Annotated in this window: 25 protein-coding genes; 8 read left to right on the top strand and 17 right to left on the bottom strand. The window is 59.4% G+C overall.

All coding sequences use genetic code 11. From position 1 onward, the window contains the following. Window positions 1–155 precede the first annotated feature (155 nt). The 3 genes from Q0X23_RS08515 to Q0X23_RS08505 form a co-directional block, all read right to left on the bottom strand. Window positions 156–1,238: a TRAP transporter substrate-binding protein gene (locus Q0X23_RS08515; RefSeq protein ID WP_297859908.1), complete on the bottom strand. Its 1,083-nt coding sequence runs from the start codon at window positions 1,236–1,238 to the stop codon at window positions 156–158. 443 nt (window positions 1,239–1,681) lie between these two features. After that, window positions 1,682–2,179, bottom strand: a complete 498-nt coding sequence (locus tag Q0X23_RS08510; protein ID WP_297859907.1) for a DUF4384 domain-containing protein — start codon at window positions 2,177–2,179, stop codon at window positions 1,682–1,684. A 51-nt stretch (window positions 2,180–2,230) separates the two neighbouring features. Next, window positions 2,231–2,857 carry a ribonuclease HII gene (locus Q0X23_RS08505; RefSeq protein WP_374707475.1) on the bottom strand — a complete coding sequence of 209 codons (627 nt, stop codon included), beginning with the start codon at window positions 2,855–2,857 and terminating at the stop codon, window positions 2,231–2,233. A 90-nt stretch (window positions 2,858–2,947) separates the two neighbouring features. Here Q0X23_RS08505 and Q0X23_RS08500 point away from each other — a divergent pair, with 90 nt between their 5' ends. From Q0X23_RS08500 to Q0X23_RS08485, 4 genes are all read left to right on the top strand, one after another. Then, the gene (locus tag Q0X23_RS08500) at window positions 2,948–3,976 is read left to right on the top strand and encodes an NAD(P)/FAD-dependent oxidoreductase (protein WP_297859905.1); all 1,029 of its coding nucleotides are present in this window, start codon (window positions 2,948–2,950) and stop codon (window positions 3,974–3,976) included. A gap of 213 nt (window positions 3,977–4,189) precedes the next feature. Beyond that, window positions 4,190–5,311 (top strand): diguanylate cyclase, encoded by a 1,122-nt coding sequence (locus Q0X23_RS08495; RefSeq protein ID WP_297859904.1) that lies wholly within the window; start codon window positions 4,190–4,192, stop codon window positions 5,309–5,311. Between the two features lie 58 nt (window positions 5,312–5,369). Then, entirely contained in the window at window positions 5,370–6,530 is a 1,161-nt protein-coding gene (locus Q0X23_RS08490) for a MalY/PatB family protein (protein WP_297859903.1), read from the top strand. Between the two features lie 39 nt (window positions 6,531–6,569). Continuing rightward, window positions 6,570–6,773: a hypothetical protein gene (locus tag Q0X23_RS08485; protein WP_297859902.1), complete on the top strand. Its 204-nt coding sequence runs from the start codon at window positions 6,570–6,572 to the stop codon at window positions 6,771–6,773. A gap of 9 nt (window positions 6,774–6,782) precedes the next feature. On the opposite strand, the gene Q0X23_RS08480 is transcribed toward Q0X23_RS08485, so the two are convergent. Together Q0X23_RS08480 and Q0X23_RS08475 are read right to left on the bottom strand one after the other, a co-directional pair. Further along, window positions 6,783–7,367 (bottom strand): ParA family protein, encoded by a 585-nt coding sequence (locus Q0X23_RS08480; protein ID WP_297859901.1) that lies wholly within the window; start codon window positions 7,365–7,367, stop codon window positions 6,783–6,785. A 153-nt stretch (window positions 7,368–7,520) separates the two neighbouring features. Then, a complete protein-coding gene (locus tag Q0X23_RS08475) occupies window positions 7,521–8,363 on the bottom strand; it encodes an alpha/beta hydrolase (RefSeq protein ID WP_297859900.1) in 843 nt (280 codons plus the stop codon). 236 nt (window positions 8,364–8,599) lie between these two features. Here Q0X23_RS08475 and Q0X23_RS08470 point away from each other — a divergent pair, with 236 nt between their 5' ends. Next, on the top strand, window positions 8,600–9,220 hold the full coding sequence (locus Q0X23_RS08470; RefSeq protein ID WP_297859899.1) for a hypothetical protein: 621 nt from the start codon (window positions 8,600–8,602) through the stop codon (window positions 9,218–9,220). Between the two features lies 1 nt (window position 9,221). Here the strand turns inward: Q0X23_RS08470 and carA are convergent, their stop codons facing one another. From carA to Q0X23_RS08425, 9 genes are all read right to left on the bottom strand, one after another. Continuing rightward, window positions 9,222–10,388 (bottom strand): glutamine-hydrolyzing carbamoyl-phosphate synthase small subunit, encoded by a 1,167-nt coding sequence (gene carA, locus Q0X23_RS08465; protein ID WP_297859898.1) that lies wholly within the window; start codon window positions 10,386–10,388, stop codon window positions 9,222–9,224. Window positions 10,389–10,526: 138 nt separating this feature from the next. Further along, window positions 10,527–11,075, bottom strand: coding sequence for an N-acetyltransferase (locus Q0X23_RS08460; RefSeq protein WP_297859897.1), 549 nt, complete (start codon window positions 11,073–11,075; stop codon window positions 10,527–10,529). Between the two features lie 62 nt (window positions 11,076–11,137). Then, complete coding sequence (gene argH, locus Q0X23_RS08455) at window positions 11,138–12,532, bottom strand: argininosuccinate lyase (protein WP_297859896.1); 1,395 nt, start codon at window positions 12,530–12,532, stop codon at window positions 11,138–11,140. Window positions 12,533–12,699: 167 nt separating this feature from the next. Beyond that, a complete protein-coding gene (locus Q0X23_RS08450; protein ID WP_297859895.1) occupies window positions 12,700–13,206 on the bottom strand; it encodes a GNAT family N-acetyltransferase in 507 nt (168 codons plus the stop codon). A 72-nt stretch (window positions 13,207–13,278) separates the two neighbouring features. Next, window positions 13,279–14,472 (bottom strand): argininosuccinate synthase, encoded by a 1,194-nt coding sequence (locus Q0X23_RS08445; protein ID WP_297859894.1) that lies wholly within the window; start codon window positions 14,470–14,472, stop codon window positions 13,279–13,281. A gap of 963 nt (window positions 14,473–15,435) precedes the next feature. Next, entirely contained in the window at window positions 15,436–15,756 is a 321-nt protein-coding gene (locus Q0X23_RS08440; protein WP_297859893.1) for a DUF3208 domain-containing protein, read from the bottom strand. Window positions 15,757–15,829: 73 nt separating this feature from the next. After that, window positions 15,830–16,942, bottom strand: a complete 1,113-nt coding sequence (gene alr / locus Q0X23_RS08435) for an alanine racemase (protein ID WP_297859892.1) — start codon at window positions 16,940–16,942, stop codon at window positions 15,830–15,832. A gap of 230 nt (window positions 16,943–17,172) precedes the next feature. After that, complete coding sequence (locus tag Q0X23_RS08430; RefSeq protein WP_297859891.1) at window positions 17,173–17,436, bottom strand: hypothetical protein; 264 nt, start codon at window positions 17,434–17,436, stop codon at window positions 17,173–17,175. A gap of 53 nt (window positions 17,437–17,489) precedes the next feature. Then, window positions 17,490–18,506, bottom strand: coding sequence for a S9 family peptidase (locus Q0X23_RS08425; RefSeq protein ID WP_297859890.1), 1,017 nt, complete (start codon window positions 18,504–18,506; stop codon window positions 17,490–17,492). 77 nt (window positions 18,507–18,583) lie between these two features. Here Q0X23_RS08425 and Q0X23_RS08420 point away from each other — a divergent pair, with 77 nt between their 5' ends. The 3 genes from Q0X23_RS08420 (at window position 18,584) to Q0X23_RS08410 (ending at window position 21,490) form a co-directional block, all read left to right on the top strand. Then, window positions 18,584–19,516 (top strand): nucleoside hydrolase, encoded by a 933-nt coding sequence (locus Q0X23_RS08420; protein ID WP_297859889.1) that lies wholly within the window; start codon window positions 18,584–18,586, stop codon window positions 19,514–19,516. Between the two features lie 134 nt (window positions 19,517–19,650). Then, the gene (gene rbsK, locus Q0X23_RS08415) at window positions 19,651–20,598 is read left to right on the top strand and encodes a ribokinase (protein WP_297859888.1); all 948 of its coding nucleotides are present in this window, start codon (window positions 19,651–19,653) and stop codon (window positions 20,596–20,598) included. Window positions 20,599–20,653: 55 nt separating this feature from the next. Beyond that, the gene (locus Q0X23_RS08410; RefSeq protein ID WP_297859887.1) at window positions 20,654–21,490 is read left to right on the top strand and encodes a transglutaminase family protein; all 837 of its coding nucleotides are present in this window, start codon (window positions 20,654–20,656) and stop codon (window positions 21,488–21,490) included. A gap of 158 nt (window positions 21,491–21,648) precedes the next feature. Here the strand turns inward: Q0X23_RS08410 and Q0X23_RS08405 are convergent, their stop codons facing one another. The 3 genes from Q0X23_RS08405 to Q0X23_RS08395 all read right to left on the bottom strand — a co-directional run bounded on the left by Q0X23_RS08405 (window position 21,649) and on the right by Q0X23_RS08395 (window position 25,345). Further along, window positions 21,649–22,278 (bottom strand): transposase, encoded by a 630-nt coding sequence (locus Q0X23_RS08405; RefSeq protein WP_297858494.1) that lies wholly within the window; start codon window positions 22,276–22,278, stop codon window positions 21,649–21,651. 643 nt (window positions 22,279–22,921) lie between these two features. Then, window positions 22,922–23,842 (bottom strand): alpha-E domain-containing protein, encoded by a 921-nt coding sequence (locus Q0X23_RS08400; protein ID WP_297859886.1) that lies wholly within the window; start codon window positions 23,840–23,842, stop codon window positions 22,922–22,924. Window positions 23,843–23,896: 54 nt separating this feature from the next. Then, window positions 23,897–25,345 carry a circularly permuted type 2 ATP-grasp protein gene (locus Q0X23_RS08395; RefSeq protein WP_297859885.1) on the bottom strand — a complete coding sequence of 483 codons (1,449 nt, stop codon included), beginning with the start codon at window positions 25,343–25,345 and terminating at the stop codon, window positions 23,897–23,899. Window positions 25,346–25,420 lie beyond the last annotated feature (75 nt).

The raw sequence follows: 25,420 nt of genomic DNA, 5'->3' as shown, positions 1-25,420 counted from the left end.
TTCAAAAAACATCGCTTTCACTCCTCAAAAATTGACTCGGATTATCCTAACCACCCCACCCCCCAGCGTCAATGACCCGGGCCCAAAACGAACGGCTCCCACCCGTCGTGGGAGCCAAAAATCAGGCGCGCTGAGCCAACTACATCCGGTATGGACTAGCGCAGGTTGCGAACGAAATCGTCGTAGCGGAACTCGTTGGTGGCAAACCAGCGGCGAATTTCATCGCGGAAGGTTTTCCAGGAGGTGTAGATGCCTCGGTAGGTCGCATCCTTGGCCGAGATTTCCTCGTAGAGCGCCGTGGACTCGCGGTTGGCGGCTTGCAACACCGTGGTGGGGTAGGGCCGGATCTGGGTTCCGGCCCTTTGCAAACGGGCCAGGGCCGGTGAGTTCTTGGCGTCGTACTCGGCCAGGGTGGCTTCGTTGGCTTCGCGGCAGGCGGTCTTGAAGATTTCCTGGTACTCCTTAGGCAGGCTGCGCCAGCGATCCAGGTTCACAATGGCCGACACCGTAGAACCGGGCTCCCACCAGCCGGGGTAGTAGTAAAAGCGCGCCGCTTTGTTGAGGCCCAGTTTTTCATCGTCGTAGGGGCCTACCCACTCGGCGCCGTCAATGGCGCCCCGATCCAGCGCCAGGAAAATCTCGCCTCCGGGTAGGGTTTGCACGGTTACCCCCAGGCGGGTCATGACCTGCCCGCCCAGGCCAGGAATGCGGAAGCGCAAGCCCTTAAGGTCTTCGGGGCCTTTGATTTCTTTGCGGAACCAACCGCCCATCTGTACCCCAGTATTGCCGGCAGGGAAGGTAATGGCGCTGAAGTCGGCCATCACCCGCTGCATGGCCTGCAAACCACCTCCGTAGTACAGCCAGGCGTTTTGCTGACGGGGGTTAAGACCAAAGGGCACCCCTGTGTCGAAGGCCAGGGACGGGCTTTTGCCCACGTAGTAGTAGTTGGCGGTGTGCCCGCACTCTACGTTGCCGGCCTGCACCACATCGAGCACCTGGAGGCCAGGGGCAATTTCGCCGGCCGGGAAGGGGGTGATCTCAAAACGACCGTCGGTCATCTCCGAGACCCGCTTGGCCACAATCTCGGCTGCCCCAAACAGGGTGTCCAGGGAGCGGGGCCAGCTGGTGGCCATGCGCCAGCGGATGCGCTGGGCGGTCTGGGCGTAAACCGGGCCGAATACGGTGCTGGCCGCAACCGCACCAATCCCCGCCTTCTTCAAGAAGTCACGTCGCTTCATTTACTTCCTCCTGAGCTAAAACAGCGATTTTTTAATGCACTGTGGGTGCGAGGAGATTATATGCCAGCCCGCCGTGCAGGGCAACATCAATACCGCATACACTCATCTCAACCCCTGTAATGCGGCTGTTAAGCAAACACCCCTTCAGATATACGTCCCCAAGGGCAAATCTTGGGTGATTCGCATTTGGGAAACATTTTGGTGTATTTACGGCAGATTTGTGTGTAATACCAGATTCGGTTGATTCGTTATCGAAGGGTAGCGAACTAAACCGACCGAGGTTACTCGCGTAGCGAAGGACGATACCGCCCCTTGGAAAGGGAGACGATTTTTTTCGCCATCCGACAGGGATAGGGTGTGCTCTAGGATTCAAAAGAAAACCATTGGGGTTTTTGGTTTTGTAAACTGTCCTTTTGACGGTATCCTACAAGACTTGCCGCTGGTTAGCGGATGTAGAAGAACGTTTCGGCTACGTCGCGTACCCTCGAGCCGCTGCGCTGGATGTATATGGAGGTCTGTTGATCCCAGCCTTCCGAGCTGTAGGTGCCCCGGAAGATAAAGCCGGAGGGGTGCGGGGTATCGGTGTAGATGGCCCGAACCCGCTGGATCCCCCGGGGTGGGCGCAGCTCGTAGCGGAACCCCGGAGGGCCAGAGAGCAGGTGGGTGCCGGGGTTAAGGAAGATCCGGTCAAACTCGTAGGTTACGCCGTCGGGGTCAATGCCCACGAGGGTAACGTAACCCGCACGGGCCAGGCTGACCACAAAACGCACGCTCTCGCCGACCAGGTAGCTAGCCCCTCGCCCACGGTCGGGCTCGAAGCGGGTAATGATGGGGCTCAGATCAAAACCAAAGCGCAGACCTACCGTAACGCCGGGGCGACCTGCAGGGAAGCAACTCGAGAGCAATACGGCCAGTAAAGCAAGCGGAAGCCATCTTCGCATACTGTTCACCTAGCAAATTCTAGCTTACCCACAGCTACAAATATCCCTGTCTCAAGAGAGTCTAAACAACCCTGCCCGGGCCACCGGGGCAAAAGTACGGCGGTGTGCCTCACAGGGCCCCAAGCGCTCCAGGGCCTCCAGGTGCTGCGCTGTGCCGTAACCCTTGTGTTGGGCAAACCCATAGCCTGGGTAGCGGCGCTCGAGGGCTTGCATATGCCGATCCCGCGCCACTTTAGCCAGGATGCTGGCTGCCGCCACAGTGGGGCTGTTTTGGTCGGCTTTGGCCGGGCAGCGCAGCAGGTTTGGCGAATCGGGGCGGGCAGGATGGTCGCGCAGGTATTGCTGCCACTCCCTCTCCAGACGTAGATAATCGGTCAGCAAAGCCTCCGGTGGCAGCATAAGTTCCTTCAAGGCCCGCAGGGCCGCCAGGTGGGTGGCCCCCAGGATGCCGAGCCGGTCTATTTCTGCCGTTTCGGCCCAGCCCACCCCATAGGCCAGGGCCACCGCCCGAACCTGGGGTTCTAAAGCCTCCCGCTCCTTAGGAGCCAGCATCTTGGAATCGAGGAAAGGGTAGTCCAGAGAACCCCTGGGCGGAGGCAAAATCACCGCTGCGGCCACTACCGGCCCGGCCAGGGCCCCCCGCCCAGCTTCGTCGATACCGGCCACCCGCAACCCCATTGCCCACCAGTCGGTTTCCAGTGCTGGCTTCACCGGCTAGAGCCTACCAGATTGACGAAAAGCGCCCCAAGCCCGATTCTTGGATTTGTAATGGAGCACTCACCCGATGTATTGATTGTGGGCGCAGGTCTGGCCGGGTTGGCAGCAGGGCGGGATCTGGCTCGAGCCGGACTTGAGGTACATGTTCTGGATAAATCCCGGGGGGTTTCGGGACGGGCCGCGACCCGCTGGCTCGAGCTGGATGGCAAAATTGTGCGGGTAGACCACGGCGCACAGTATTTCACGGCCAAAAACGACCCGTTGCGCATCCTGATTCCCGATCTGGTCAAGCATGGCATCGTGCGCGAGTGGACCCAGGGTTTTCCCGTATTAAGGCATAACGGTATCAAGTCGCGCACTGCCGGGCACCCCCGTTATGTCTGCCCGGACGGTATGAGCACCCTGGGCAAGGTCTTTTTGCAGGGGCTGGAGTCGCAAGATAAACCATTGCCCCTGGAAACCAAAGCCCTGGTGACGAGCCTGCACAAAAGTGAGCACGAAGCCGGTTGGAAGGTACGGCTCGAGGACGGGCAGGTTCGCTCAGGGCGGGCCCTGGTACTCAACATGCCGGCTCCCCAGGCCCTTGAGCTGGCCAACGAATGGCTCAAACCGGAAGTTCGAATAGCCTTGCAGGCCGTGCGCTACACCCCTTGCTGGGCGGCTATCCTGGTACCCCATCAGATACCCTACCTGGACTGGGTAGGGCTGGAAATCGAACACCCGGTTCTGGCCTGGGCCGCCCTCGACCATACCAAGCGAGCCGTACCAGACCCCCCGGTGCTGGTGCTGCATGCCTCGGCAGCGTGGAGCCAGCAGAACCTGGAACTCTCCCCCGCCGAGGCGCTGGGCCAGATCATCGAGGCGGCCCAGGAACTCTTTGGCGACTGGGTGGGGCAGTGCCGCACCGCCATGGCCCACCGCTGGCGCTATGCCCTGCCTACCCAGACCCACCCCTGGCCCTTTCTGGCCCAGGACAACCTGGTTTTTTGCGGAGACTGGTGCGCTGGGCCCCGGATAGAGGGGGCGCTCGAGAGCGGCTGGGCCGCAGCCGAATACCTGATTGAAAGTCTCAAACCCTAGCTAGTAGCCAATGGTCTATAAGTCTATAGCCTATAGCCAGACCAAGCCCCTTGGCTTCTTAATGCACGCTTATGGTTGCAATCTGTAGCATCGGATACGCTATTTCCTGCCATTTCTACGATGCTATAGCGGTATTTCTGCTGGGGGGAAGCTCAGGCCCCCAATAAACTCACAATTGTGCTTGGTGATGATAGATTGTTCTAAATCTTGACTATGTTGCCCCGTCGTAACCTCGACCCCTACGCCACCATAGAGGTTGCCGACCCCCTCGAGGGTTTGCGTATTCGCCTCACCATCTGGCTGCTCCCCCTGGGGGCTGTGGCCGCCCTGGCGGCCTGGGGATTGTCGGTCTTAGCGGGCAAGCTATCGCTGCCCGACCAGCTTTTACTCCTGCCAATGGCCCTGGGGTTTTTGCTTCTGGAGGTCTACTTGTGGCGCAACCCTCACGGTATTCGGTTAGTCTGGCAGGTTGCCCTGGGCATGATCGCGGTGTATCAAATTTTCAGCCTCTATTACGAAGCCGCCTACAAGCTTCACCAGCGCGATGGCATTACCCCCGCCGCGCTGTGGTTTCCTATGGTCTATCTGATGGCCTTTAATCTGCTCAGCAGAAAGCAGGCCTTGCGTTTCTCTCTAACCTATCTGGCTTTGGGGTTGCTGGCCGGGGTCATTGGCCTGGTTTCCAGCCCCTCCCTCAATGTTTCTTCCGCAAACACTGCCCTTCAGTTCACCCTCTCCAACATCGCTTACCTAAGTTTGCTATACCTATTTGCCTACTTACGCCGTCACTATGCCCAGATGCACCAGATGGCCCATACCGATGCCCTCACCAGCCTGACCAACCGACGGGCCATGCAGATTAAACTGGACAACGAACTCGATCGGGCCCGTCGCTACAACCGTCCTTTTGCGGTTTTGCTGGCCGATCTTGACCATTTCAAGCGGGTCAACGATACCTACGGCCACTCGGTAGGCGACCAGGTCTTGCGCGAAGCATCGGGACGGCTGCTCCAGCATCTGCGCGAGAGCGATAGCCTGGCCCGCTGGGGGGGTGAGGAGTTCTTAATTCTGGCCCCCGAGACCGACCTCCAGCAAGCCCATCGCCTGGCCCAGCGTCTGCTCGAGGCCATCCGCGAAGCCCCCATGTCGGGTGTACACGTAACCCTGAGCCTGGGCGTGGCCTGCTACCGCCAGGGCGACACCATAGCAGCCCTCCTGAGCCGGGCCGACGAGGCCATGTACCGGGCCAAGGCCGCCGGGCGCAATCGGGTGGTGCTGGAAGAGCAACTGGAAGATGTAATCATTCCAGCCCACACAACACCCGATACGCAGTAGCCGCAGAACGGCTTTGTAAAGCAAGCCAAAAACAACCCGTTGGCGATAAGCTATAGCCATGCAGTTCGACAACCTGTCCGCCCACACCCTGCGCGACCCCCACGGCTACAGCGGCAAATGGCACTTTTACCCCGAGGATGTGCTGCCCATGTGGGTAGCCGATATGGACTTCCCAATCAGTCCGGCCATCCGGGAGGCCATTGTCGAAAGACTCCAGGAGCGCATCGGCTACCCCCAGATGAGCGGGGATAAGCAGCTTCTGAACCGGATTATCCTGCACCAGCAGCTACATGGTCTGACCGGCCTGGCCCCCGAAAACCTGCTACTTACTACCTCGGTTGTGCCGGCCATTTACGCCAGCGTGCTGGCCCTGAGCAGCCCTGGCGACGAGGTGATTACCCAGGTGCCGGTCTACCATCCCTTCCTCTTTGCGCTCCATGAACACCACCGCGTAGCCCGGCACAACCCGTTGCTACGCACTGCTTCTGGCTGGGAGATAGACTTTGAGCAACTGGAGAGCCTGGTAACCCCCCGCACCCGGCTCCTGCTGCTCTGCAACCCCCAGAACCCCACCGGCCGGGTCTTCCGCCGGGATGAGCTCGAGCGGCTGGCCGAGTTTGCCCTGCGGCACCGCCTGTGGGTGATGTCCGATGAACTCTGGGCCGACCTGATTTATGAAGGAAAACACATCCCCATCGCTTCCCTGGGCCCCGAGATAGCCCAGCGCACCGTCACCCTCAGCGGGCCCTGCAAAACCTACAACACCGCGGGGCTGGGCGGGGGGGTGGCCATCAGCCACAACAGGCAAATCCTGGCTGCGCTGGCCCAGGTGAGCAAGGGCATCGGCGGCCACCCCAACGTGCTCTCCATGGCCGCCTGGCGGGCCGCCCTCGAGTACGCCCAGGACTGGCTCCAGGAGGTGCGGGCCTATCTGAAAGGCAACCGCGACTTTATTACCAGCTTTATCCAGCAGCACCTGCCCCAGGTCGGCTACCTGCCCCCGGAGGGCACCTACCTGGCCTGGCTCGATTTCTCACGCGCCCCCTTTGCCCAGGACGCCCATAAGGTAATGCTCGAGCAGGCCAAGGTCGGCCTGAACGACGGCAAGATATTTGGGCCGCAGTACCAGGGCTGGCTGCGCCTGAACTTCGCCACTAGCCGGAATCTGGTGCAAGAAGCGCTCGAGCGGATGGCCCGGGTGGTGCAAACAGTGGATTGAGCCCAGCATAGCAAATCCGTCGAGTGGCTCCTGCAAAGCTTGAAGCTTTATAGCGACCCCACCACCCTGGCCAAGATGACCGAACAATACACCCAGGGGCTGGGGGTGGGTCAGTTGCTTGACGGCCTGAGCACCGGCTGGAGCGGAAAGTCCGATGAACTGATCCAGCAGATCTTCGGCCTCTTGCAGCAACTGGCCAACAAGGACACCCCGTCGGATAAGAACACCGGCAAAGCGAGTTGAGCCGAACCGCTACCCCTTCACCATCTCTCGCCCCACCAGCACGTACTCCTCCCAGGCCCGCACAGCCCTGGGGTCGGGGGCGTTTTGCACCAACGTTCCCGCCAGCACGGCCTTCTCGTAGGCAGCCAGGCGATAGATGACATGTTTGAAATGAGGAATTTTTCTGGCCTTCAGGTGTGCAAGGGTACGCATCCCATCCAGCGAGGGAAAGGGGGGAACCAGGGTGACCAGGGCCTTGAGCGGGAAGCCCTCCAACTCCTTTACGAACTGCTCCAAACTGAAGAGCGAGAGCAGCCCAGGGGAAGTAGGCACAACCACCAGGTTGGCCTTATCGGCGTATTCTCGCAGGGTTTTGCCCTTGGGATGTCCAGCGGTATCTATCACCACGTGCTCGAACCGCTTGGGCCGGGCCTCCTCGGGGCCAGCCACCTCAAAGGGCAGTCCGGCCCCTTGCCGCGCCCAGACCAGAGCCCCCTCGGCTGGGTCGGCATCCACCAGCAAGGTAGAACCCCGCAGTTGCAGAAAAGCAGCCAGGTGAATGGCTGTGGTGGTCTTGCCCACCCCGCCTTTGAGCGAGGTCACCAGAACGCGCATACTAACTCCAGTTTATGTGTTTGTCTTCTTTCCCGGTATTGCTTGCAGCGTTGTGAAGGTGGCGATGCAACCCAAAGCAAGGTCAACAAACTGGGGTTCATCAAGCCACAGGTCGGGTGGGGTGGACTACAAGAACACTTCTACGAGTGTGTATCAGTCCTGGGCAATCTCACCAAACAAAAACCGCATCATGTCGGGGAAACGCCGCGCCCAGTGGCCTTCATTGTGCACGCCCTCTGGGTCTTCCAGGTAAAGGTAGTCGTGGCCAAGCTGCCAGCCTTTTTGCTGGAGTAAGCGGTGCATACGGCGCACCCCTTCCAGATAGCGGCGGCTGCTGACGTGTGAAAGGGTGAGTTCGCGGAAACCCACGTCCATGTAGAGCCGCCCCGGCACCTGGCGGGCTTTCTCCACAAAGCTGTAAATGGCCCCGTCGGCAAACCAGAACGCCGGGCTCACCACGCCTGCAATGCCAAAAACCTCGGGGTGATAGTAATACGCGCACAGGCTGATAAACCCGCCCATCGAAGAGCCCATCACGCCGGTATGGTCGCGGCCCGGCAGGGTACGAAACTCGTCGTCTATGAAGGGTTTGACGGTCTCGATAAGGAACTTGAGGTACTTCTCGCCTTTGCCGCCCCCGTGCTTGGGGTCGCGGAAGGGGCTGTATTCGTTGAGGCGCTCCACCCCCATGTTGGGGATACCCACCACAATAGCCTCGATGCCCTCCTGGGACAGCTTCTCCATGCTCTCGTCTACCTGCCACTCGCCCACGTAGCTGGTGGCCTCATCGAAGATGTTCTGTCCGTCGTGCATGTAGAGCACGGGGTAATGGCGGTCGCTTGTGCGATAGGATGGCGGCAGGTAGACCAGAATATCGCGCTTGTTGCCCAATTGGGGGCTGCGCAAATCTTCATAAACCAACACCTCGCCCACCACGGTGTGACCAGGGCCGCTGGGGTGCGGTTTCCATACCTGTGTCTGAGTGGTATAACCCATTGGCGTATTGTAAGGGCTGGCCATCAAAAGTCGAGTCTAAAGCAACGTCTGTAACAGCGAGCCTCGAGCGCGGTTCCTAAAGCATCATGTCAAAAATCTTGATTAGCAGACATCTTCTGGCCCCTTGGGTCTCTCCAGCAACCCATTCTTAACACTTCATAACCTTTTCTTTAGCGAACGGCGGCTTTGTTGGGTGGTCCCACATTTCCCCTGAGTCCATTGCCCACACTGGGGGTATGAAAGCCTGGAGCATCTGGCTGGTGATGTGGCTGGGTAGCCTGGCCCTGGGCAATGTTTGTTCCAGCGCGTTCTACCCCACCGATCCCGACCTGCGCTGGCGCTACCGGAATCTGAACGATAATCAGGTCTACATCCAGACTTTTATCCCAACCGGCCCGGGCACACTCCTCGAGCAGCGTCGCTTTGCCTCTCGCACCGAGACCACCCAGTGGACATGCACCCCCCAGGGCTTGCGCACCCTACCCGAGGGCGATCTACCCATTCCAGGCGGTAGCGTGCGCATGACCAAACTCACCGGCGTAATCATCCCCAGCAACGAGACCTGGCGGGTCGGCGGACGCTGGATCTACCGCTACGAGCTAAAGGGCCGCATTGCGGTATTCGACCTAGCGGGTTTTCTCGAGGTCGAGAACCGTATCGTGGCCAAAGAAACCATCAACGTACCCGCTGGCCGCTTCGAGGCTTTGCGGGTTGAGGCCAGCTTCCGCGGCGAGTTTGGCATTGGCTTTGGCGGCAAAGCCACTTACTGGTTTGCCGAAGGGGTGGGTGTGGTCAAGCAGGTCAGCGAGGGCACCTTTGGCGGGCAGAGCAGCGAACTAATCGAGTTGGTACGCTAGGCTAAATCCCCAGCCCACCCACGCGCTGCTTCTCCACCGGCATCCCGGTCAAGCCGTTGAAGGCGTCTACTTCCTCTAAGAATCGGTGAAACAGGTAAATAGAGTCGTGCGGGCCGGGGCAGGCCTCGGGGTGGTACTGCACGCTGAACACCGGGTAGCGCAGATGGGCCATGCCTTCCAGGGTACCATCGTTGAGGTTGATGTGGGTGGGCTTGAAGTCCTTGAGAGAGTCGGGGTCTACCGCGTAGCCATGGTTCTGGCTGGTAATCTCGATTTTGCCGGTGAGCAGGTTCTTGACCGGGTGGTTGGCCCCCCGGTGCCCAAACTTGAGCTTGAAGGTACGTCCGCCCGCCGCCAGGCCGAGCAGTTGGTGGCCCAGACAGATGCCAAAGGTAGGCAACAGACCCATCAGCTTCCAGAGGGTCTCGTGGGCGTAGCGGGGCATGCTGGGGTCGCCGGGACCATTGGACACGAAGAGGCCGTGGGGTTCCAGGGCCATAATTTGCGCGGGGCTGGTTTTGCCCGGCACCACTATCAGCTCGAAGCCCAGCTCGGCCATGTAGCGCATCTGGGCGTGCTTGATACCGAAGTCCATCACCACCACCCGCCGCTGCCCCTTGAAGGTGGGGAACTGATACGGCAGCGGGGTGGAAACCTCGGGGGTCATATCGCGCCCATCAATGTCGGTCCATTTTCGGGCTTCTTCGCGCAGGGCGGCCAGGTCTTCGGGGGTGAAGCGGTAGCTGGGCGAACCAAAATGGGTGGCGTGGGCAATCACCCCCTTCATCACCCCCCCCTCGCGGATTTTGCGCACCAGGGCGCGGGTATCGATGCCTTCCAGGCCGATCACCCCGGTATCGCGCATGAACTCTTCCAGGCTCTGCTGGGCGCGGGGCCCGGCAGTGTACTTGCTGAACTCCCGGGCCACAAAACCCCGCACCCAGGGCCGGTTGCTTTCCATGTCGAACACGTTCACCCCGTAGTTGCCCTGGTGGGGATAGGTCATCACCACAATCTGGCCGTTGTAGCTGGGGTCGGTCAGGATTTCCTGGTAGCCGGTCTGGGCGGTGTTGAAGACCACCTCCCCCACATTCTTGCCCCGGTGCCCAAAGGCAAAGCCGTGGTAAGTAGTGCCATCCTCGAGTACCAACACTGCGCGCTCTCTCATGCCCTAAGCCTCGCTTCCTAAAGAAACAATTTACACGTTTTTCGCATTTCTATACAGCTCAGGGTTCTCGTTGTTACCCGGCGGTTCTTGCTGGGGTTATTTGCTCATCCCCCGGCATTCATTACGGAGCTTGAAACGCTAGGTCATGCTCTTTTTATAGGCGTTTTCTACATCCAGCACCTTGGTTACGCCAATTTCGCGGCAGTTGTCGTAAAAGGGGCAGGCGCTGCATTCGGCAAAAACTTTGGGCGGCAGGGCTTCGCGGGTGGTGACCTGATAGCCCAGGCTGGTGAAGAACCTAACCTGGAGCGTCCAGGCGAAAATCTGGGGGATGCCCAGGTCCTTGGCTTCGCGCTCTGCTGCCAGGGCAATCCAGCGGCCCAAACCCTGCCCCTGGCGTTCGGGGTGGATGGCCAGGCCCCGCACCTCGGCAATATCGTGCCACAGGATGTGCAAAGCACCGCTGCCCACAATATGCCCATCTTCGTCTTCCAACACGAAAAAGTCGCGCAGGTTCTCATACAGGTGGTTGTGGCTGCGCACCAGCATCAGGCCCCGTTCGGCCCAGTATTTGATGAGGGTGTAGATGGGGTCTACATCCTTCATACGGGCCTTGCGAAGCTCTACGTTGGCATCCCAGCGCACCCTGGGCAAAACGGTGGTGCCAATCTCAATCAGGTTACTCACATGCCCCCCTCAGCCTGCCCTACCCCACACAGGGGTAATGGCGATGTTACTCGAACCCAGCCTCACACCTCGACCTCGAGCTTCAGCACTTTCAAGGCTTCCCGCACCGCCTCGGGGGCGGTGCCGCCGTAGCTTCGTCGTCGGTGGATGGCGGTCTCGAGGCGGGTCAGGGCCAGGGCCTCCTCATCAAACAAGGGGTGGAAGCCCCGGAGTTCAGCCAGGCTCAGGTCGCGCAGTTCCTTGCCGCCCTCGGCGCAGTGGCGCACGATACGCCCCACCACATGATGGGCCTCCCGGAAGGGCACCCCGCGTTCGGCCAGGTAGTCGGCCAGCTCGGTGGCCAGCGAGAAGCCCGACTCGGCGGCCCTGGCCATAGCCTCGGGGTTCCATTTGAGGCCCGGCAGCATGGCCGCCAGGAGCTTGACCGAGGCCCGGTAGGTATCCACCGCGTCGAAGAGGGGCTCTTTGTCCTCCTGCAGGTCTTTGTTATAGGTTAGGGGCAGGCCCTTGGTCAGGGTAGCCAGGGTGACGAAGCTGCCCAGCACCCGGCCCGCCTTGCCCCGGATGAGCTCGGCGTGGTCGGCGTTTTTCTTCTGCGGCATGATGGAGCTTCCGGTAGAGAAGGCGTCGGGCAAAGTGGCAAAGCCAAACTCGAAGGTGGTGTAAAGGATAATCTCTTCGGCCAGGCGTGAGAGGGTAATCTGAGCGATAGCCAGGGCTGCCAGCACCTCGAGCACAAAGTCGCGCGAGCCCACCGCATCCATGGAGTTGCGCATGGGGCGGGCGAAGCCCAGCGCTTTAGCCGTCTGGTGCCGGTCGATGGGAAAGCCCGTGCCGGCCAGGGCCGCCGCGCCCAGGGGGGATTCGTTTAGGCGGTTCAAAGCGTCCTGAATACGCCCGGCGTCGCGCGTAAGCATCTCGCAATAGGCCAAAAACCAGTGCGACAAAAGCACCGGCATGGCCCGTTGCAGGTGGGTATAGCCGGGCAGGATGAGGGGGGGCTCGAGGTACTTTTCAGCCTCCTGCACCAGCACCTTTCGCAAGGCCTTCAGGTCGGCCAGCATGCCCTGCAGTTCCCCTCGAACCCACAGGCGCAGGTCGGTGGCTACCTGGTCGTTGCGGCTGCGGGCGGTATGCAGCTTGCCCCCCACCGGGCCTACCAGTTCCGTGAGGCGCGCCTCAACGTTCATGTGCACGTCTTCCAGTTCCTCACGCCACTGAAAAGTGCCGTCTAGAATTTCTTGCCGCACCGCCAAAAGACCCTGGCGTATCTGGGCCTCTTCCTCGCCAGAAAGGATGCCCTGCCGCGCCAGCATAGCTGCATGGGCCAGCGAGCCCTGGATATCCACCAGGGCCAGGCGCTTATCGAAGCTCCAGGAGGCGTTGAACTCCTGCGCGATCCGGCTGGGGGCCTCGCTGAAGCGGCCCCCCCAGGTTTTTTGGGTATCCTGGCTCAAGTATTCCTCCCTAAGCGACAGCCGATGGTGGATGGCCTATTGCCGATAGTCACAGCCCGACGTACCAGACGCACAACGCAAGGCTCGAAAGACCTACCATTCTGCACCGCAACCACCTTCATCTTCAGCCCGCGACCTGCAAACCAGGGACGGGATGCTACAGCAACTCATGAGAGCACCTCGAGCCTCCGCACCATCACAAAAGGCGGCGGGGTATTGGGGTTGGGCGTGCTGTAGCGCAGGCCGGGGTCGTACACAAAGCCAAACTGGGTGTACCACTTGAGCAGCTTGGGCTGGTCGTGCCGCACGGCCAGGCGCAGTTCCCTAGCCCGCACCTCGAAGGCCCGGCGGGCCAGCACCTCCATCAGCCGGTGGGCCACCCCCTGCTTGCGGTACTCGGGCAACACCCCGAGTTTCCTGACCTCCCAAACCCCGCGCTCTCTGGGGTCGGGGTGGCGCACCAGACGTACCGTACCCACCACTTCTGTGCCACTGAGGGCCACCCAGGCGTAGCCGCGCTCGAGGTCGGCCTGCACCCGTTCAGCCGTTTCCTGGTGGCCTGAGGAGTCCGGGGCCACCCGGTCGGCCCAGGCCCGGCGCACCAGATGGGCCACGACCTCCGCGTCGGCGGGGGTAGCGAGGCGAATCTGCACCTGGGTTGATTCAGCCTGCATGGCAAACCCCACCTGGGCCACAAAACCCTGGTAACAACGGCTGTCCCTCGACCCTCGACACCTGAGCCTCGACTAGTCCTTCGGCTGGGCCTTGGCCCGTACCCGCAGCCTGAGCGAGTTGAGCTTGATGAAGCCGTCGGCATCGGCCTGGTTATAGCCACCTTTTTCATCGAAGGAGACCAGGCTCTTATCGTAAAGCGAGAGCGGCGACTTGCGCCCGGCCAGGATAATATTGCCCTTATACAGCTTGAAGCGCACCGTGCCGGTGACGGTCTTGGCCACATGGTCCATGTAGGCTTGCAGGGCCTCGCGTTCGGGGGCAAACCAGAAGCCGTTGTACACCAGCTCGGCGTACTTGACCCCCAGCTGGTCGCGCTGGTGCATCACCTCGCGGTCGAGGCTGAGGCTTTCCACGGCCCGCCGGGCGTGGTACATCAGGGTGCCGCCGGGGGTTTCGTAAACGCCCCGCGACTTCATACCCACAAAGCGGTTTTCTACTAGATCCACCCGTCCGATGCCGTGCCGTCCGCCAATTTCGTTGAGCCTGGCCAACAGGCCGGCGGGGGAAAGCCGCTCACCGTTCACGGCCACCACATCGCCGCTTTCGACCTGAATTTCCACCAGCTCGGGCTGGTCGGGGGCGTCCCAGGGATCCTGGGTCAGGCGAAACATTCCGGCGGGAGGTTCGGCCCAGGGGTCTTCCAGCACCCCGCCCTCGAAGGAGTTGTGCAGCAGGTTGGAGTCCACGCTGTAGGGCTTCTCGAGGGTGGTGGGCACCGGAATCCCGTGTATGGCTGCATACTCCATCATTTGGGGACGGCTCACCAGGTTCCACTCACGCCAGGGGGCAATCACCTTGATGTCGGGCTTGAGCGCGTAGGCCGTAAGCTCGAAACGCACCTGGTCGTTGCCTTTGCCGGTCGCCCCGTGCGAGATGGCCTCGGCCCCCTCTTCCTGGGCAATGCGCACCAGGTGCTTGGCGATTAGGGGCCGGGCGATGGAGGTGCCCAGCAGGTAGTAGCCCTCGTAGAGCGCGCCCGAGCGCAGCATGGGGTAGACAAAATCGCGCACGAACTCTTCGCGCAAATCCAGGGCATAGGCCTTGCTGGCGCCGGTCTGGAGGGCCTTGACCCGGGCCTCCTCAACCTCCTCACCCTGGCCAATATCGGCGGTAAAGGTGATGACCTCAGCGTTGTAGTTTTCGATAAGCCATTTCAAGATGATGCTGGTGTCCAGACCGCCGGAGTACGCGAGTACGATTTTCATTCATTCACCTCTGGGTTGGGAACAAAGCCCACACAAAGCCATACAGTACCGCCAAATCTCCTGTGGTACAACCGGTAACTTGCCGCAAACATACTGAATAAGGATACAAATCTAAGCATAAGCGGTCAAGCTTGTTTTTTATTGCACCCGACCTGTTTATTTGAGCAAATTGTGCGCAAAATCAGACTCAAAGACCGCATTATCATGATTTGTTTAGAGGTTGGTGCCTGCATAACCACAAAATGTAAGTGCATAAATGTTCAAGTGGTAGTTTTGGGTGATTAACCATGCTCAATGTTTTTAGTTAGCATCGCCCAGAGTAAAGTTGCCGATTGTTCTGTGCCGCGATGCGGGCTGCTACCAAGTCGTGGCCAGTAGCCTCTGCGATGAATTCCTTGTCATGGATGATGTGGCCTTTGGCAGGCTGTTCTCAGCAAATCGGCTTGATGAAAGCGAAATCTCTGAAAACTCGCTTCACACCAGATTCGGTTAGTTCGGCGCCGGATGGCGGCGAACTAACCGGGCCGAAGTTATCCGCGTAGCGGAGGGCGATACCGCCCCTTGGAAGTTATCCGCGTAGCGGAGGGCGATACCGCCCCTTGGAAGTTATCCGCGTAGCGGAGGGCGATACCGCCCCTTGGAAGGCAGACGCTTTCTTCGCAGACCGTTCGGGAGGGGTGTGCTCTAGGATTCAAAAAGATAGCCTAATGGGGGATCTTTGGTTTGGATGATTATCTTTTTGAATCCGGTATTACTCAATTGGGGCAGGATCACAAGACCATGTTCCGAACGCAGCGCGGCGGAGTGGGGAATCTGATGCACCACCAGTACCCCGCATTCACGATCCTTTTGTCATACTAGATTCCGCGTCGCACGGCCTGCGCCTCGGAAGAGAAAGGGGTCGAGGGAAGCTGATGAGAATAACGATTACTAACTGCTTGACCGGGCATGGCGTACCCCGCATCAAATCTGCCGCAAATCCTCCAGCAGTTGCCAGCCCACCGTTTGAGGGGTGGCCTCGAGGTACGGATTAAGCTCCCGGCTCACGGACTCGGCCAGGGGTTTCAGCGCAGCGGGCTCCTGCTCGGTTCGCACCAGCAGCGTCACCTGGTAGAACTGCTGGGTCTCGGTGGGGGTGCCATCCTCGAAAAAGGTCATGGGGGCTCGCACTTTGTCCACGAGCACGTGTACCTCTCCTAGTTGGCGGGGCAGGGCCTCGCGGGGGTCGAAGGCCAGGTCTTTGGGGTGCCACAGATACCCCTGAAACAGTTTGATGGCTTTCATCGCAACCACATATCTGATTTTCGTCGCAGCATCAAAAAGCAAAAGTGGTTTCCCTCAGCCCTTCAAAAAACCTCTACTCTACCCGCGCGACCTCAACCCCGTCGCGCAAATATACCCTGGGCAACCGAGGCGAGAGCCGCACCGCTGGCTCGTAGCTCACCGTGCCGGTGAGCTCGGCCCAGCCCCACAGGCTGCTGGTAGGGCTAAAGTCGGGGGTGGCCACTTCGAACACCTGATCGAGCCCCACCGGCGCAGGGACGCGGACGGTGATCTGATCCATCGAGACCCGCCCCACCACCGGACAGATGCAGGGCTCCGGGTGCTGCGCTTCAGAACCCGAGAAATAGCGAACGGTAGCCCGGTTGAAAACCAGGCGCGGCATGCCATCGGCATACCCCACCGGCAATGTGGCAATCCACTCGCGGCCCTGGGTGGTGTAAAGGCCGCCGTAGCCGATTCTGCGCCCAGGGGGAAGCTCTTTGACCTGGGTGGGTTTGGCCAGCAGGCGGGCTATGGGCCGCAGACCCAGGTTGGGCAGCAGACCGTACAGGCCGATGCCAGGGCGCACCGCGCTCAGGCCATACTCGCCGTAGTTGACGGTACCGGCGGTGTTGCACAGATGATAGAAGTAGCCCGGTCCAAAGACCTGCTGCACCTGCTGAAACCGGGCAATCTGCTCCCTTGTCCAGGGTTCGTCCTCTTCAGCGTCGGCAAAATGAGAGTAGATGCCCTGGATGAGCAGGTTTTCGTAACGGGCAAAGTGTTCCTTGATCAGGGGCGCTTCCTCGGGCTGGAAACCGACCCGACCCATGCCGGTATCGAACTCGAGGTGTACCGCCACTGCCTTACCCAGTGCATTGAGGGCCTCGGCACTCTCGAGGGTGGAAATGGAGGGGATTAGATCCAGCTCGAGCACTTCTGAAGCCTGCTGAGGGTGCAGGCTCCCCATGAGCAGGATGCGGGCTTTGATACCCGCTCGGCGCAGTTCGCGGGCTTCCTGGGTCGTGGCTACGGCCAGCCCCCAGGCCCCCAGGCGCAACAATTCCTTACCCACCTCCACTGCCCCGTGGCCATAGGCGTTGGCCTTGACGATTCCGACCACCTGCACATGGCCTGCGGTAGTGCGCAGAAGGTTGAAATTGTGGGCCAGGACATCGAAGTTCACTTCCAGCCAAGCAGGGCGCATGCCCAAAGTCTATCGTAGTTTCACAATTTTTTTGCCTCTAAAAAAAGAGGCGCGACCCCGCCCGGGAAATTGTAAAAAGCCAGTCCTGATCGCGTTTCCTGCTATTGCACCTCACCATGTGAGGCGCAATGCACCCGGCCCAGCAAACCCTGCTGTACCGGGTATTCATGGCAACCACTTTGCGTAGAACTTGCGCCCACAAGACTTCGTCATTCTTTTGCAGCACTACCCTAAACTTTGCGAATCTTCATGCTCTGTACCTGCCCCGTTTCGGCGTTGATGCGAAAAATCTTGTACTCGCGGGTGCGGGCCGCATCGCCCAGGCTCAAGTAGGCGGTGGGTTCGCGCACCACAAAGGAAAGGGTCACCTCCCAGAACTGATTGTCGGACGAGAGTTCGACCTCCTCGAGCCGCAGTTCGGGAATCTGGCGTTCGCTAAATAGCGTCTGGATGTATTCAGTGGCAATCTTGACCGCTTCCTTGACCTCGAGCATAAGGCGATTGTACCGTACTGCACACCGCCCGGCATCTCTCGGACACCCGCTGCTCAGTTGGCAGGAAATTTGTTGCCCAGATAGTTGAGCGCATCCAGTAGGGCCAGGTTGCTCTGCTCGCCATCGCCATGACCAAAGTTGTCGTAGACCAGCAGATAGCGCTTCCCGCCCCAGTTGCCCCTGGGTATCTCACCCCCGGCCCAGGTCAGGCCTGCCGCCTCACAACCGGTCGGTGGAGTGGTGGAGGTGGTATTGTTGGCCTGAATGCGGAAGCTGGTAAACTGACCTACCGTCCTGGCCAGATTACACGACTGATTCGGTAAAACCAGCCAGTCCAGGGCTCCGTGCACCACCAGCATTGAACCGGGCCAGTTGCTCAAATTGGCAGCATATTCTATGGGTGAGCGCACCTTGTAGTTTTGCAGGGTCTGGCCGGGGGTTCCACCCAGCGCAGAGTTCAGCAAGGCCAGCAGGGTTTGGCCCGCCTGTTTCCTGGTGGCGTCGCCGGAGGCTGCAAGCTGCTCGAGCTGCTGGTACTCCGCGACCCAATCGGTGGGGCCAAAAAGGTCAATCAGAACCTGGGCCGGTGCGCCTTTCTGCACCGCACGCAAGCTGATACATCCCCCGTGCGAACCCCCAGCCACCGCCACCCGGTTCGGGTTGGCGTAGGGCATGGTGCGCCCAATGGCTAGCATCTCTAGCGCATCGTCCACCTCCCCCTGGCAGACCTCAATGTTACCCTCGGAACCATCCTCGCCACGATAGGAAGACATCAAAACCACATACCCCAAGAAAGCCAGGTTCTGACAAAGATTCTCATCGCCTACCTGGAGGCCCGCAAAGCCGCCGTGGTTCCAGAGCACAATGGGAAACCGTCCCTGGCGGTTGGGACGACAAATCTGACCAAAAATTCTGAGGTCACCGCTGCGGTAGGAAACTTTCTCCCGCAGCAAAAATACATCTTGATAGAGGGTTTGCACCGATTCCCAGTGGTTGGGGCTCACCGGGGAGGGTGGGGTGCAACCCACCAGGCCCCACACCAGCACCATCGGGCCAATCCATTTGTGCATGGAGTGATTGTACGCTTTATGCCATAAGAAAGCCTACTATTTCTGCACAGCGGATTTTTTACGATAAGCTGTGATTCGTGCCACGCAAAATCATCCTCGACTGCGACCCCGGACACGACGACGCCATCGCCATCATGCTGGCCCTGGCCAGCGAGGAACTGGAAGTACTGGGCATCACCACCGTCTATGGCAATGTGAGCCTCGAGCGCACCACCCGCAACGCCCTGGTGGTGCGGGAGGTGTTGGGCAGCAGTGTGCCCATCTATGCCGGCACCGACCGCCCCCTGGTGCGGGGCCGCATCAGCGCTGAGGCCGTCCACGGGGTCTCGGGGCTTGAAGGCCCGCACCTGCCCATCCCCACCGGCCAGGCCGAGCCCCAGCATGCCGTCCATTTCATCATCGAGCAGGTGCTCAAATACCCCGGTCAGGTCACCCTGGTCCCGGTAGGGGCCCTGACCAACATTGCCCTGGCCATGCGCCTGGAGCCCCGAATCGTTCCACAGATTCAAGAAATTGTGCTGATGGGTGGCTCCATTGACATCGGCAACTGGTCACCGAGTGCCGAGTTCAACATTCTGTGTGACCCCCACGCGGCCAAGATTGTGTTTGAGGCGGGGGTTCCCCTGGTGATGATGGGCCTCAACCTGACCCACCAGACTGTGGCCCACCCGGATCGAGTAGAGCGTTTCCGCGCCCTGGGGACCCGGGTAGGGGCTTTTACGGCGGAGCTGCTCGAGTTCTTTCGCGAGCACCACATCCAGCGCTACAAGTGGGACGGGGCCCCCATCCACGACGCCTGCGCGGTGGCATTCCTGCTGCGGCCCGACCTGTTCAAAACTGCCCTGTTCAATGTGGAAATCGAGGCCAACGAGGGGCTGGCCTACGGCCGCACGGTCTGCGACTACTGGCGCGTAACCGGCAAGCAGCCCAACTGCGAAGTGGGCCTCGAGATCGATGTCGAGGGGTTCTACGATCTACTGGTAGAGCGCATTGGGCGCTACAAAAGCTGATGGCCAATAGCCAGTGGTCTATGGCTAAAAAGACCTCAGACCCACGGGGTTGGCAAACCCGTAAGCCGCCACAGCACCCATTTTTGGCTTTCAGCTTTAGTCTTTGGGCTTTTAGCCCTTGTAAGCTATGCATCATGAGCATTGTTGTGGTGGGGAGCATCAACATGGATCTGGTGGTAAGGGTCAAGCGGCATCCGCTACCGGGCGAGACCCTGCTGGGCTCGGACTACGAAACCCACCACGGGGGCAAAGGCGCTAACCAGGCGGTAGCGGCAGCCCGTATGCTGGGCCGCACCGTGCCAATTGCTAAAGGGGCCAGCGCAGCCGCCCAGGGCACAGGGGTGCGGATGATTGGGCGGGTGGGGCAGGATGAGTTTGGCAACCAGCTCCGCAATGCGCTCAAGCGTGAGGGCATCAACGTGAACGCCACCATTCCCATCGCGGCCCCCACCGGCGTGGCCTTTATTGCGGTGAACGAAGAAGGGCAAAACACCATCATCGTCTCGCCGGGGGCCAACTACCGCCTCAGGCCCGAGAACCTCTCGTCTGCCGAGTTCGAGGGAGCACGGGTGGTGGTGCTGCAACTCGAGATTCCCCTGGACACGGTGCGCCGCGCAGCCGAGTTGGGCCGCCAGGCTGGGGCCAGGGTTATCCTGAACGCCGCACCGGCACAGAAATTACCCGACAAGCTGCTCGGGTATGTGGATATCCTGGTGGTCAACGAAAGCGAAGCCCTGGGCTTGACCGGGGTCTTGCCCGATTCGCCCGAAATGGCCCTCGAGGTAGCCAGGGTACTATCCGAGAAAACCCCTACTGTGGTGATTACCCTCGGCGAGCAAGGGGCCGTATGGGTTGGACCTGAGGGTTGGGGCCATCAGCCGGTTCCCAAGGTTGAGGCGGTAGACACCACGGGCGCGGGGGATGCTTTTATCGGTGCGCTGGCTTCAGCGATCTGCGAAGGGAAGACCCTGCCGCAGGCAGTCCGGCTGGGTTGCGTGGCCGGAGCGCTGGCGGCCACCAGGGTTGGTGCACAGGCCTCGCTGCCCTGGCGTGACGATGTAAACGCAAGGCTCGAGTCCTGAATAAAGCCTGCTGTCCGATCCTACCCCTTCCGTATTTTTTGATAGGCTATTATGCGTGTTGTTATCGGTATACCATCTGACGGAGTATTTCTACCCCGATGAAGCGCGGGACTCTTTCAATGAGCTGTGGCTCTATCCGGTAGATGACCACCGCCAGGGGCTCCTGGAATTCCGTCTGAGCATTACACCTGAATCGATGCCCCGCAGCCGACAGGACTATTTCCACAACCGGGTCTACGATTTTCACGTTACCAGACCGCACAAGCAACTGCGGATAGAAATGCAGGCCAAGGTGGTGACATTTGCGGTTCCAAAACCAAGTTCGGTGCCGGTACAGGTATTGAGCAGCCTGGAATCGCGTTTTTTTGAATTTCTAGCGCCCACACCCCGCATACCGCTGCACCACAACTGGCTCGAGCTTCTGGAGGTGCGCCGCCCTAAACCCAGCGAAGACCTGCACGGTTACCTGCTGGAAGTCACCGAGCACCTCAACCGCATCCTCAGCTACAACACCCAAGCCACCCAGGTAGACACCCCCTTGATCCAGTTTGTAGAGGGTCGGGCGGGGGTCTGCCAGGATTATGCCCAGGCCATGCTGGCCGTCCTGCGCAGTGTGGGCATTCCGGCCCGTTACGTTTCGGGGTATCTGGCCACTGGGGTGGGTTCGGAGGGGAGCCACGCCTGGGTTGAAGCTTTTGTTCCCGGCTCAGGCTGGTGTGGCTACGATCCTACCAACAACTCCACCATCACCGAACAGTACGTCAAAAAAGCCCACGGGCGCGACTACGACGATTGCCCGCCGCTCAAGGGGCTGCGGCGAGGTGGGGGTAAGGAAAGCCTAAATGTGCTGGTCAGAGTAGAATCTTTGCAAACACCACTCACCAGGAGCTAAAGGAATGGTAAGTTGGTTTTTGTCGCTGTTGTTTCGAATGGAGCAAAGCGAAGTAAGGAATCCGATGCGCCAGCGTCCGCTGGTATTATACCGGATTCAAAAAGATAATCATCAAGAGATTGAACTGTAGTGAAAAGTATCAAAAAAAGGGCATAAAGTCAGGCTGAAAGGGCAGGGAGTACGGTCAGTAGCTGGGATTTGAGGGTTTTTGCGGCATTGTGCTGTGCTGTGCGCCAAGAAAGATCTGGATGTAGTTGTTTTTGCTGTCGAATAAGGTGTAGGGCCTCGATGGCAAGGTCAGCATGTTTGAGTTGAGCAGCATAGGAACGAGAGAGGCATTTGGATAAACCCAGGTTCTGTTTGAGCAGGCGATGCACCCGCTCCAGATCCCAACGAGCTTTCCAGGCGGCAAGGACTTCTTGAATGCCTGCATCCAGGGTGGAGAAGAGGGCCATCAGCTTGAAACCTGCTGGCTGGGGTAGCCAAATCAGCAGCATATCCAGTCGACCCACATCGGCCAAGGTGATCTTGATGCGTTTGACATACCAGCCAAAACGCTTGTAATAGCGGGCTTTACCGGGTGGATAGTGCTCACCCAGTTCTCGGATAGATCGTTGCTTTCCTGCATGTTCGACCTTTTGATTCAGTCTGGCCCGAGCTACGAAAGGTATGTTGTGCTGGTAGAGCTTGGCGAGGTAAGCCTTACCCGCAAACTGGTTGTCGAACACCACGCCTGCGAGGCTATAACCATTACCATTCTTGCGGATGGCCTCGACTACCTGCCACATCGCCTCACCAGGGGTTCGGTACGGGTATACCTCCGAACTCATGGGCTTGGTGGGGAAACCCTCCAGACTCAATGGGTAGGGAAGTTTCCCATATCCAACCAGCCCACATGACAGCAGGTTATGTCCCCACACCGGAGCTTTATCACTGCTGGAGTACACCCGATCCACGCCCTCGATCCAACATCCTTGATGGGCTACGGGAACCAAGTCCACCCCCAGGTACATCCCCTTGGGGGCTGCTTCCAACCGTCGCTCTCGACTGGACTGGTGGGGTTTGGCTTCTTGTCGTAGCAGGCGACAGCTATAGCTGGGGCTATACCCTATCGTTCCACTGGCTGCTATCGCGCTGGGGGTTTTATGGGCTGATTGCAGCAAGCCCAACACATAGCCTTGTTCCCATTGTTGCAAACGCGATAAACTACACTGTACGTCTTCAAACATCGTACAGAAGTACCGTGCTGACCGGATCCTTTGCAAGGACTCTCGGCACGGTTCTTCTTTATGACGACCTTTTCAGGGGTGGGTCAATCTCTTGAATCATCCAAACCAAAGACCCCCAGAGGCTATCTTTTTGAATCCTAGAGCACTCCCTTTGGTCGGGTTAGTGCGGCGCCATCCGGCGCCGCACTAACCGAATCTGGTATTAGTAGCCAAAATACACCCGGCTCAGTTCAGCATGAATATCGGCTAGTTCTTCTAGCAGCTCCTCCAGATCGGGGTCGCGCTTTTTGAAGACCTGGTTGGCGTTTTCTAGATATTCCAGCGTGGCGGAGAGCTTACCTACCTTGCGGACGGCCTCCTTACCCACCCCATCGCTGTGGCGACGCACCGCCTCGGCAGCCCGCTTGAGGCCATCCACACTGAAACGCACACTGCGGGGAAAGCCGCTGTTCAAAAGCAGAAACTCGCCGATGCGGAGCAGCTCGAGGGTATTGTGATGAACCTTGCGGTAGGCTTCCAGTGCCCCTACACTGCGCAAGAGTGAGCGGTTGAAGTGGTTTTGAATCTCGGCCTCCCTGGACATCTCGCCCCCGCCAATATAGGCCTGCAACACCCGCAGCATGTTATCCGAGCGCTCGAGATAGCGCCCCAAGCGCATAAAGTAAAAGCCCAGATCACGTGGCAGGGTTACTTCGGCAATGCCCATAATCTGGTGACTGGCTTCCCGTACCGTGACACAATATTCGTGCAAACTCTCCTGGGCCATCACCTGCTCGGTGTTGTGATAGCACTGGTTGTGAAGCCGGTTGACCTGTTCCCAGATCTCCAGGTTCAGATAAAAACGGGTGGTACGGGCGTTCTCCCGCACCCGCCAGACACAACTGCGAATACTGCTGGGATTTTGTAAGTCGAAGGCCAGCCACTGCACCACGGTTTCTTCGGTGGGTTCAAGGTTTTCCACCTCCAATGCCCGTAGAATGCGCCCCCACCAGCCGGGCGCGATCCCCTCTACTGGAGCTTCGGCCACCGCATAGTAATTCACGTCCAGCAAACGCGCTGTGTTCTCGGCTCGCTCAATGTAACGGCCCAGCCAGTAGAGGTTTTCAGCTATTCGACTCAGCATGACAACTCCGATTGACAGGAAAAAAGGGCAGCGGAGGGAGCCCCTGCTTGCCTTTCACGACAGCACCCATGTATCCTTCGACCCCCCACCTTGCGACGAGTTCACCACCAGCGAACCCCGCCTGAGCGCCACCCTGGTCAACCCACCGGGCAACACCTTAATGCTCTCCCCTACCAATACGAAGGGGCGCAGATCAATGTGGCGTGGCTCGAAAGTTTGGGTATCCTCGGCAAAGGTAGGACTGGTCGAAAGCCCTACCACCGGCTGGGCTACAAAATTATGCGGCTCAGCCCGCACTTTCTCGATATACTCGGCCACCTGCGCTTTACTGGCGTGTGGCCCAATGAGCATTCCATATCCCCCCGACTGATCCACTTTCTTGATCACCAGCTCAGCGGCGTGTGAGAGGATGTAGTCGGCTCCATCGGGCTCGGCCCCAATATAGGTCTCGACATTCGGCAGAATAGGCTCCTGGTTCAGGTAATACTTGATGATGCGGGGCACATAAGCGTACAGCGCCTTGTCGTCGGCCACTCCATTGCCAATGGCGTTGGCCAGCGCCACCCGACCTTCGCGGTAGACCTTGACCAGCCCCGGTACCCCCAGCACCGAGTCGGGCCGGAAGACCGTGGGATCCAAAAAGTCATCGTCAATACGGCGGTAGATCACGTCTACATGCTGCCGACCCGCAGTAGTACGCATCCAGACCCGACCCTCATCCACAAACAAATCGGAGCCTTCCACCAGTTCCACCCCCATCTGTTGTGCCAGGAACATGTGCTCAAAGTAGGCGCTGTTGTAAGGGCCAGGGGTCAGCACCACCACGCAAGGCTCGGCCACATCACGGGGCGACAAGCTCTTGAGCGTGCTGAGCAGCATATCGGGGTAGTCTTCGACCAGTCGAACTCTGGCTTTGGACAGCAGTTGGGGAAACGCCCGGCTCATCACCCGGCGGTTGGAGAGTACATACGAAACCCCCGAGGGGGTGCGCAGGTTGTCTTCTAAGACCCGATACTTCCCCTCCTCATCGCGTACCAGGTCTATCCCGGCCACATGGGTAAAGGCCGCGTGCGGTAGCTTGACCCCATGTACTTGCCGGTAGTATTGCGGATGGTTGAGCACCAACCCCGGTGGCAGCACGTTATCTGAAAGAATATGCTGGCCATTGTATATGTCATTCAGAAACAAGTTAAGTGCTTTGACCCGCTGAATGAGCCCTTGTTCCACCACCCGCCACTCCGAAGCCGGAATAACCCTTGGAAGAATATCCAGCGGAAAAGGCCGCTCGGCAGCCGAAGGGTCGCCGTACACCTGGAAGGTAATGCCCTGGTTGCGAAAAGCCAGCTCGGTCAGGGCCCGGCGGCGCTGGAAGTCCTCGAGTCCCAGTTCGTTGAAGCGGTTCACCACTTCCACGTAGTGCTTACGGGGTTTGCCTTCGGCATCGAATACCTCATCGAATACCGGGCTTTTGTAGCCCGTAAACCAGCCCGCTGCCTGCTTCATGCAGGGATTATATCGTTTGGCGAATATTTATCCAGAAGGGGGATCCAAAAGAAGCCCCGCAGGCGGGGCTTCTTC

The sequence above is a fragment of the Meiothermus sp. genome, assembly GCF_026004115.1.
GTDB lineage: Bacteria > Deinococcota > Deinococci > Deinococcales > Thermaceae > Meiothermus.
This window is presented reverse-complemented; position numbering and strand designations above follow the sequence as displayed.

Excerpts from the sequence above, each read along its gene's own strand:
- Q0X23_RS08515 (WP_297859908.1), bottom strand. The coding sequence starts at position 1,238 with ATGAAGCGACGTGACTTCTTGAAGAAGGCGGGGATTGGTGCGGTTGCG.
- Q0X23_RS08510 (WP_297859907.1), bottom strand. The coding sequence starts at position 2,179 with ATGCGAAGATGGCTTCCGCTTGCTTTACTGGCCGTATTGCTCTCGAGT.
- Q0X23_RS08505 (WP_374707475.1), bottom strand. The coding sequence starts at position 2,857 with ATGGGGTTGCGGGTGGCCGGTATCGACGAAGCTGGGCGGGGGGCCCTG.
- Q0X23_RS08500 (WP_297859905.1), top strand. The coding sequence starts at position 2,948 with ATGGAGCACTCACCCGATGTATTGATTGTGGGCGCAGGTCTGGCCGGG.
- Q0X23_RS08495 (WP_297859904.1), top strand. The coding sequence starts at position 4,190 with ATGTTGCCCCGTCGTAACCTCGACCCCTACGCCACCATAGAGGTTGCC.
- Q0X23_RS08490 (WP_297859903.1), top strand. The coding sequence starts at position 5,370 with ATGCAGTTCGACAACCTGTCCGCCCACACCCTGCGCGACCCCCACGGC.
- Q0X23_RS08480 (WP_297859901.1), bottom strand. The coding sequence starts at position 7,367 with ATGCGCGTTCTGGTGACCTCGCTCAAAGGCGGGGTGGGCAAGACCACC.
- Q0X23_RS08475 (WP_297859900.1), bottom strand. The coding sequence starts at position 8,363 with ATGGGTTATACCACTCAGACACAGGTATGGAAACCGCACCCCAGCGGC.
- Q0X23_RS08470 (WP_297859899.1), top strand. The coding sequence starts at position 8,600 with ATGAAAGCCTGGAGCATCTGGCTGGTGATGTGGCTGGGTAGCCTGGCC.
- carA (WP_297859898.1), bottom strand. The coding sequence starts at position 10,388 with ATGAGAGAGCGCGCAGTGTTGGTACTCGAGGATGGCACTACTTACCAC.
- Q0X23_RS08450 (WP_297859895.1), bottom strand. The coding sequence starts at position 13,206 with ATGCAGGCTGAATCAACCCAGGTGCAGATTCGCCTCGCTACCCCCGCC.
- Q0X23_RS08445 (WP_297859894.1), bottom strand. The coding sequence starts at position 14,472 with ATGAAAATCGTACTCGCGTACTCCGGCGGTCTGGACACCAGCATCATC.
- Q0X23_RS08440 (WP_297859893.1), bottom strand. The coding sequence starts at position 15,756 with ATGAAAGCCATCAAACTGTTTCAGGGGTATCTGTGGCACCCCAAAGAC.
- alr (WP_297859892.1), bottom strand. The coding sequence starts at position 16,942 with ATGCGCCCTGCTTGGCTGGAAGTGAACTTCGATGTCCTGGCCCACAAT.
- Q0X23_RS08430 (WP_297859891.1), bottom strand. The coding sequence starts at position 17,436 with ATGCTCGAGGTCAAGGAAGCGGTCAAGATTGCCACTGAATACATCCAG.
- Q0X23_RS08425 (WP_297859890.1), bottom strand. The coding sequence starts at position 18,506 with ATGCACAAATGGATTGGCCCGATGGTGCTGGTGTGGGGCCTGGTGGGT.
- rbsK (WP_297859888.1), top strand. The coding sequence starts at position 19,651 with ATGAGCATTGTTGTGGTGGGGAGCATCAACATGGATCTGGTGGTAAGG.
- Q0X23_RS08405 (WP_297858494.1), bottom strand. The coding sequence starts at position 22,278 with ATGTGGCAGGTAGTCGAGGCCATCCGCAAGAATGGTAATGGTTATAGC.
- Q0X23_RS08400 (WP_297859886.1), bottom strand. The coding sequence starts at position 23,842 with ATGCTGAGTCGAATAGCTGAAAACCTCTACTGGCTGGGCCGTTACATT.
- Q0X23_RS08395 (WP_297859885.1), bottom strand. The coding sequence starts at position 25,345 with ATGAAGCAGGCAGCGGGCTGGTTTACGGGCTACAAAAGCCCGGTATTC.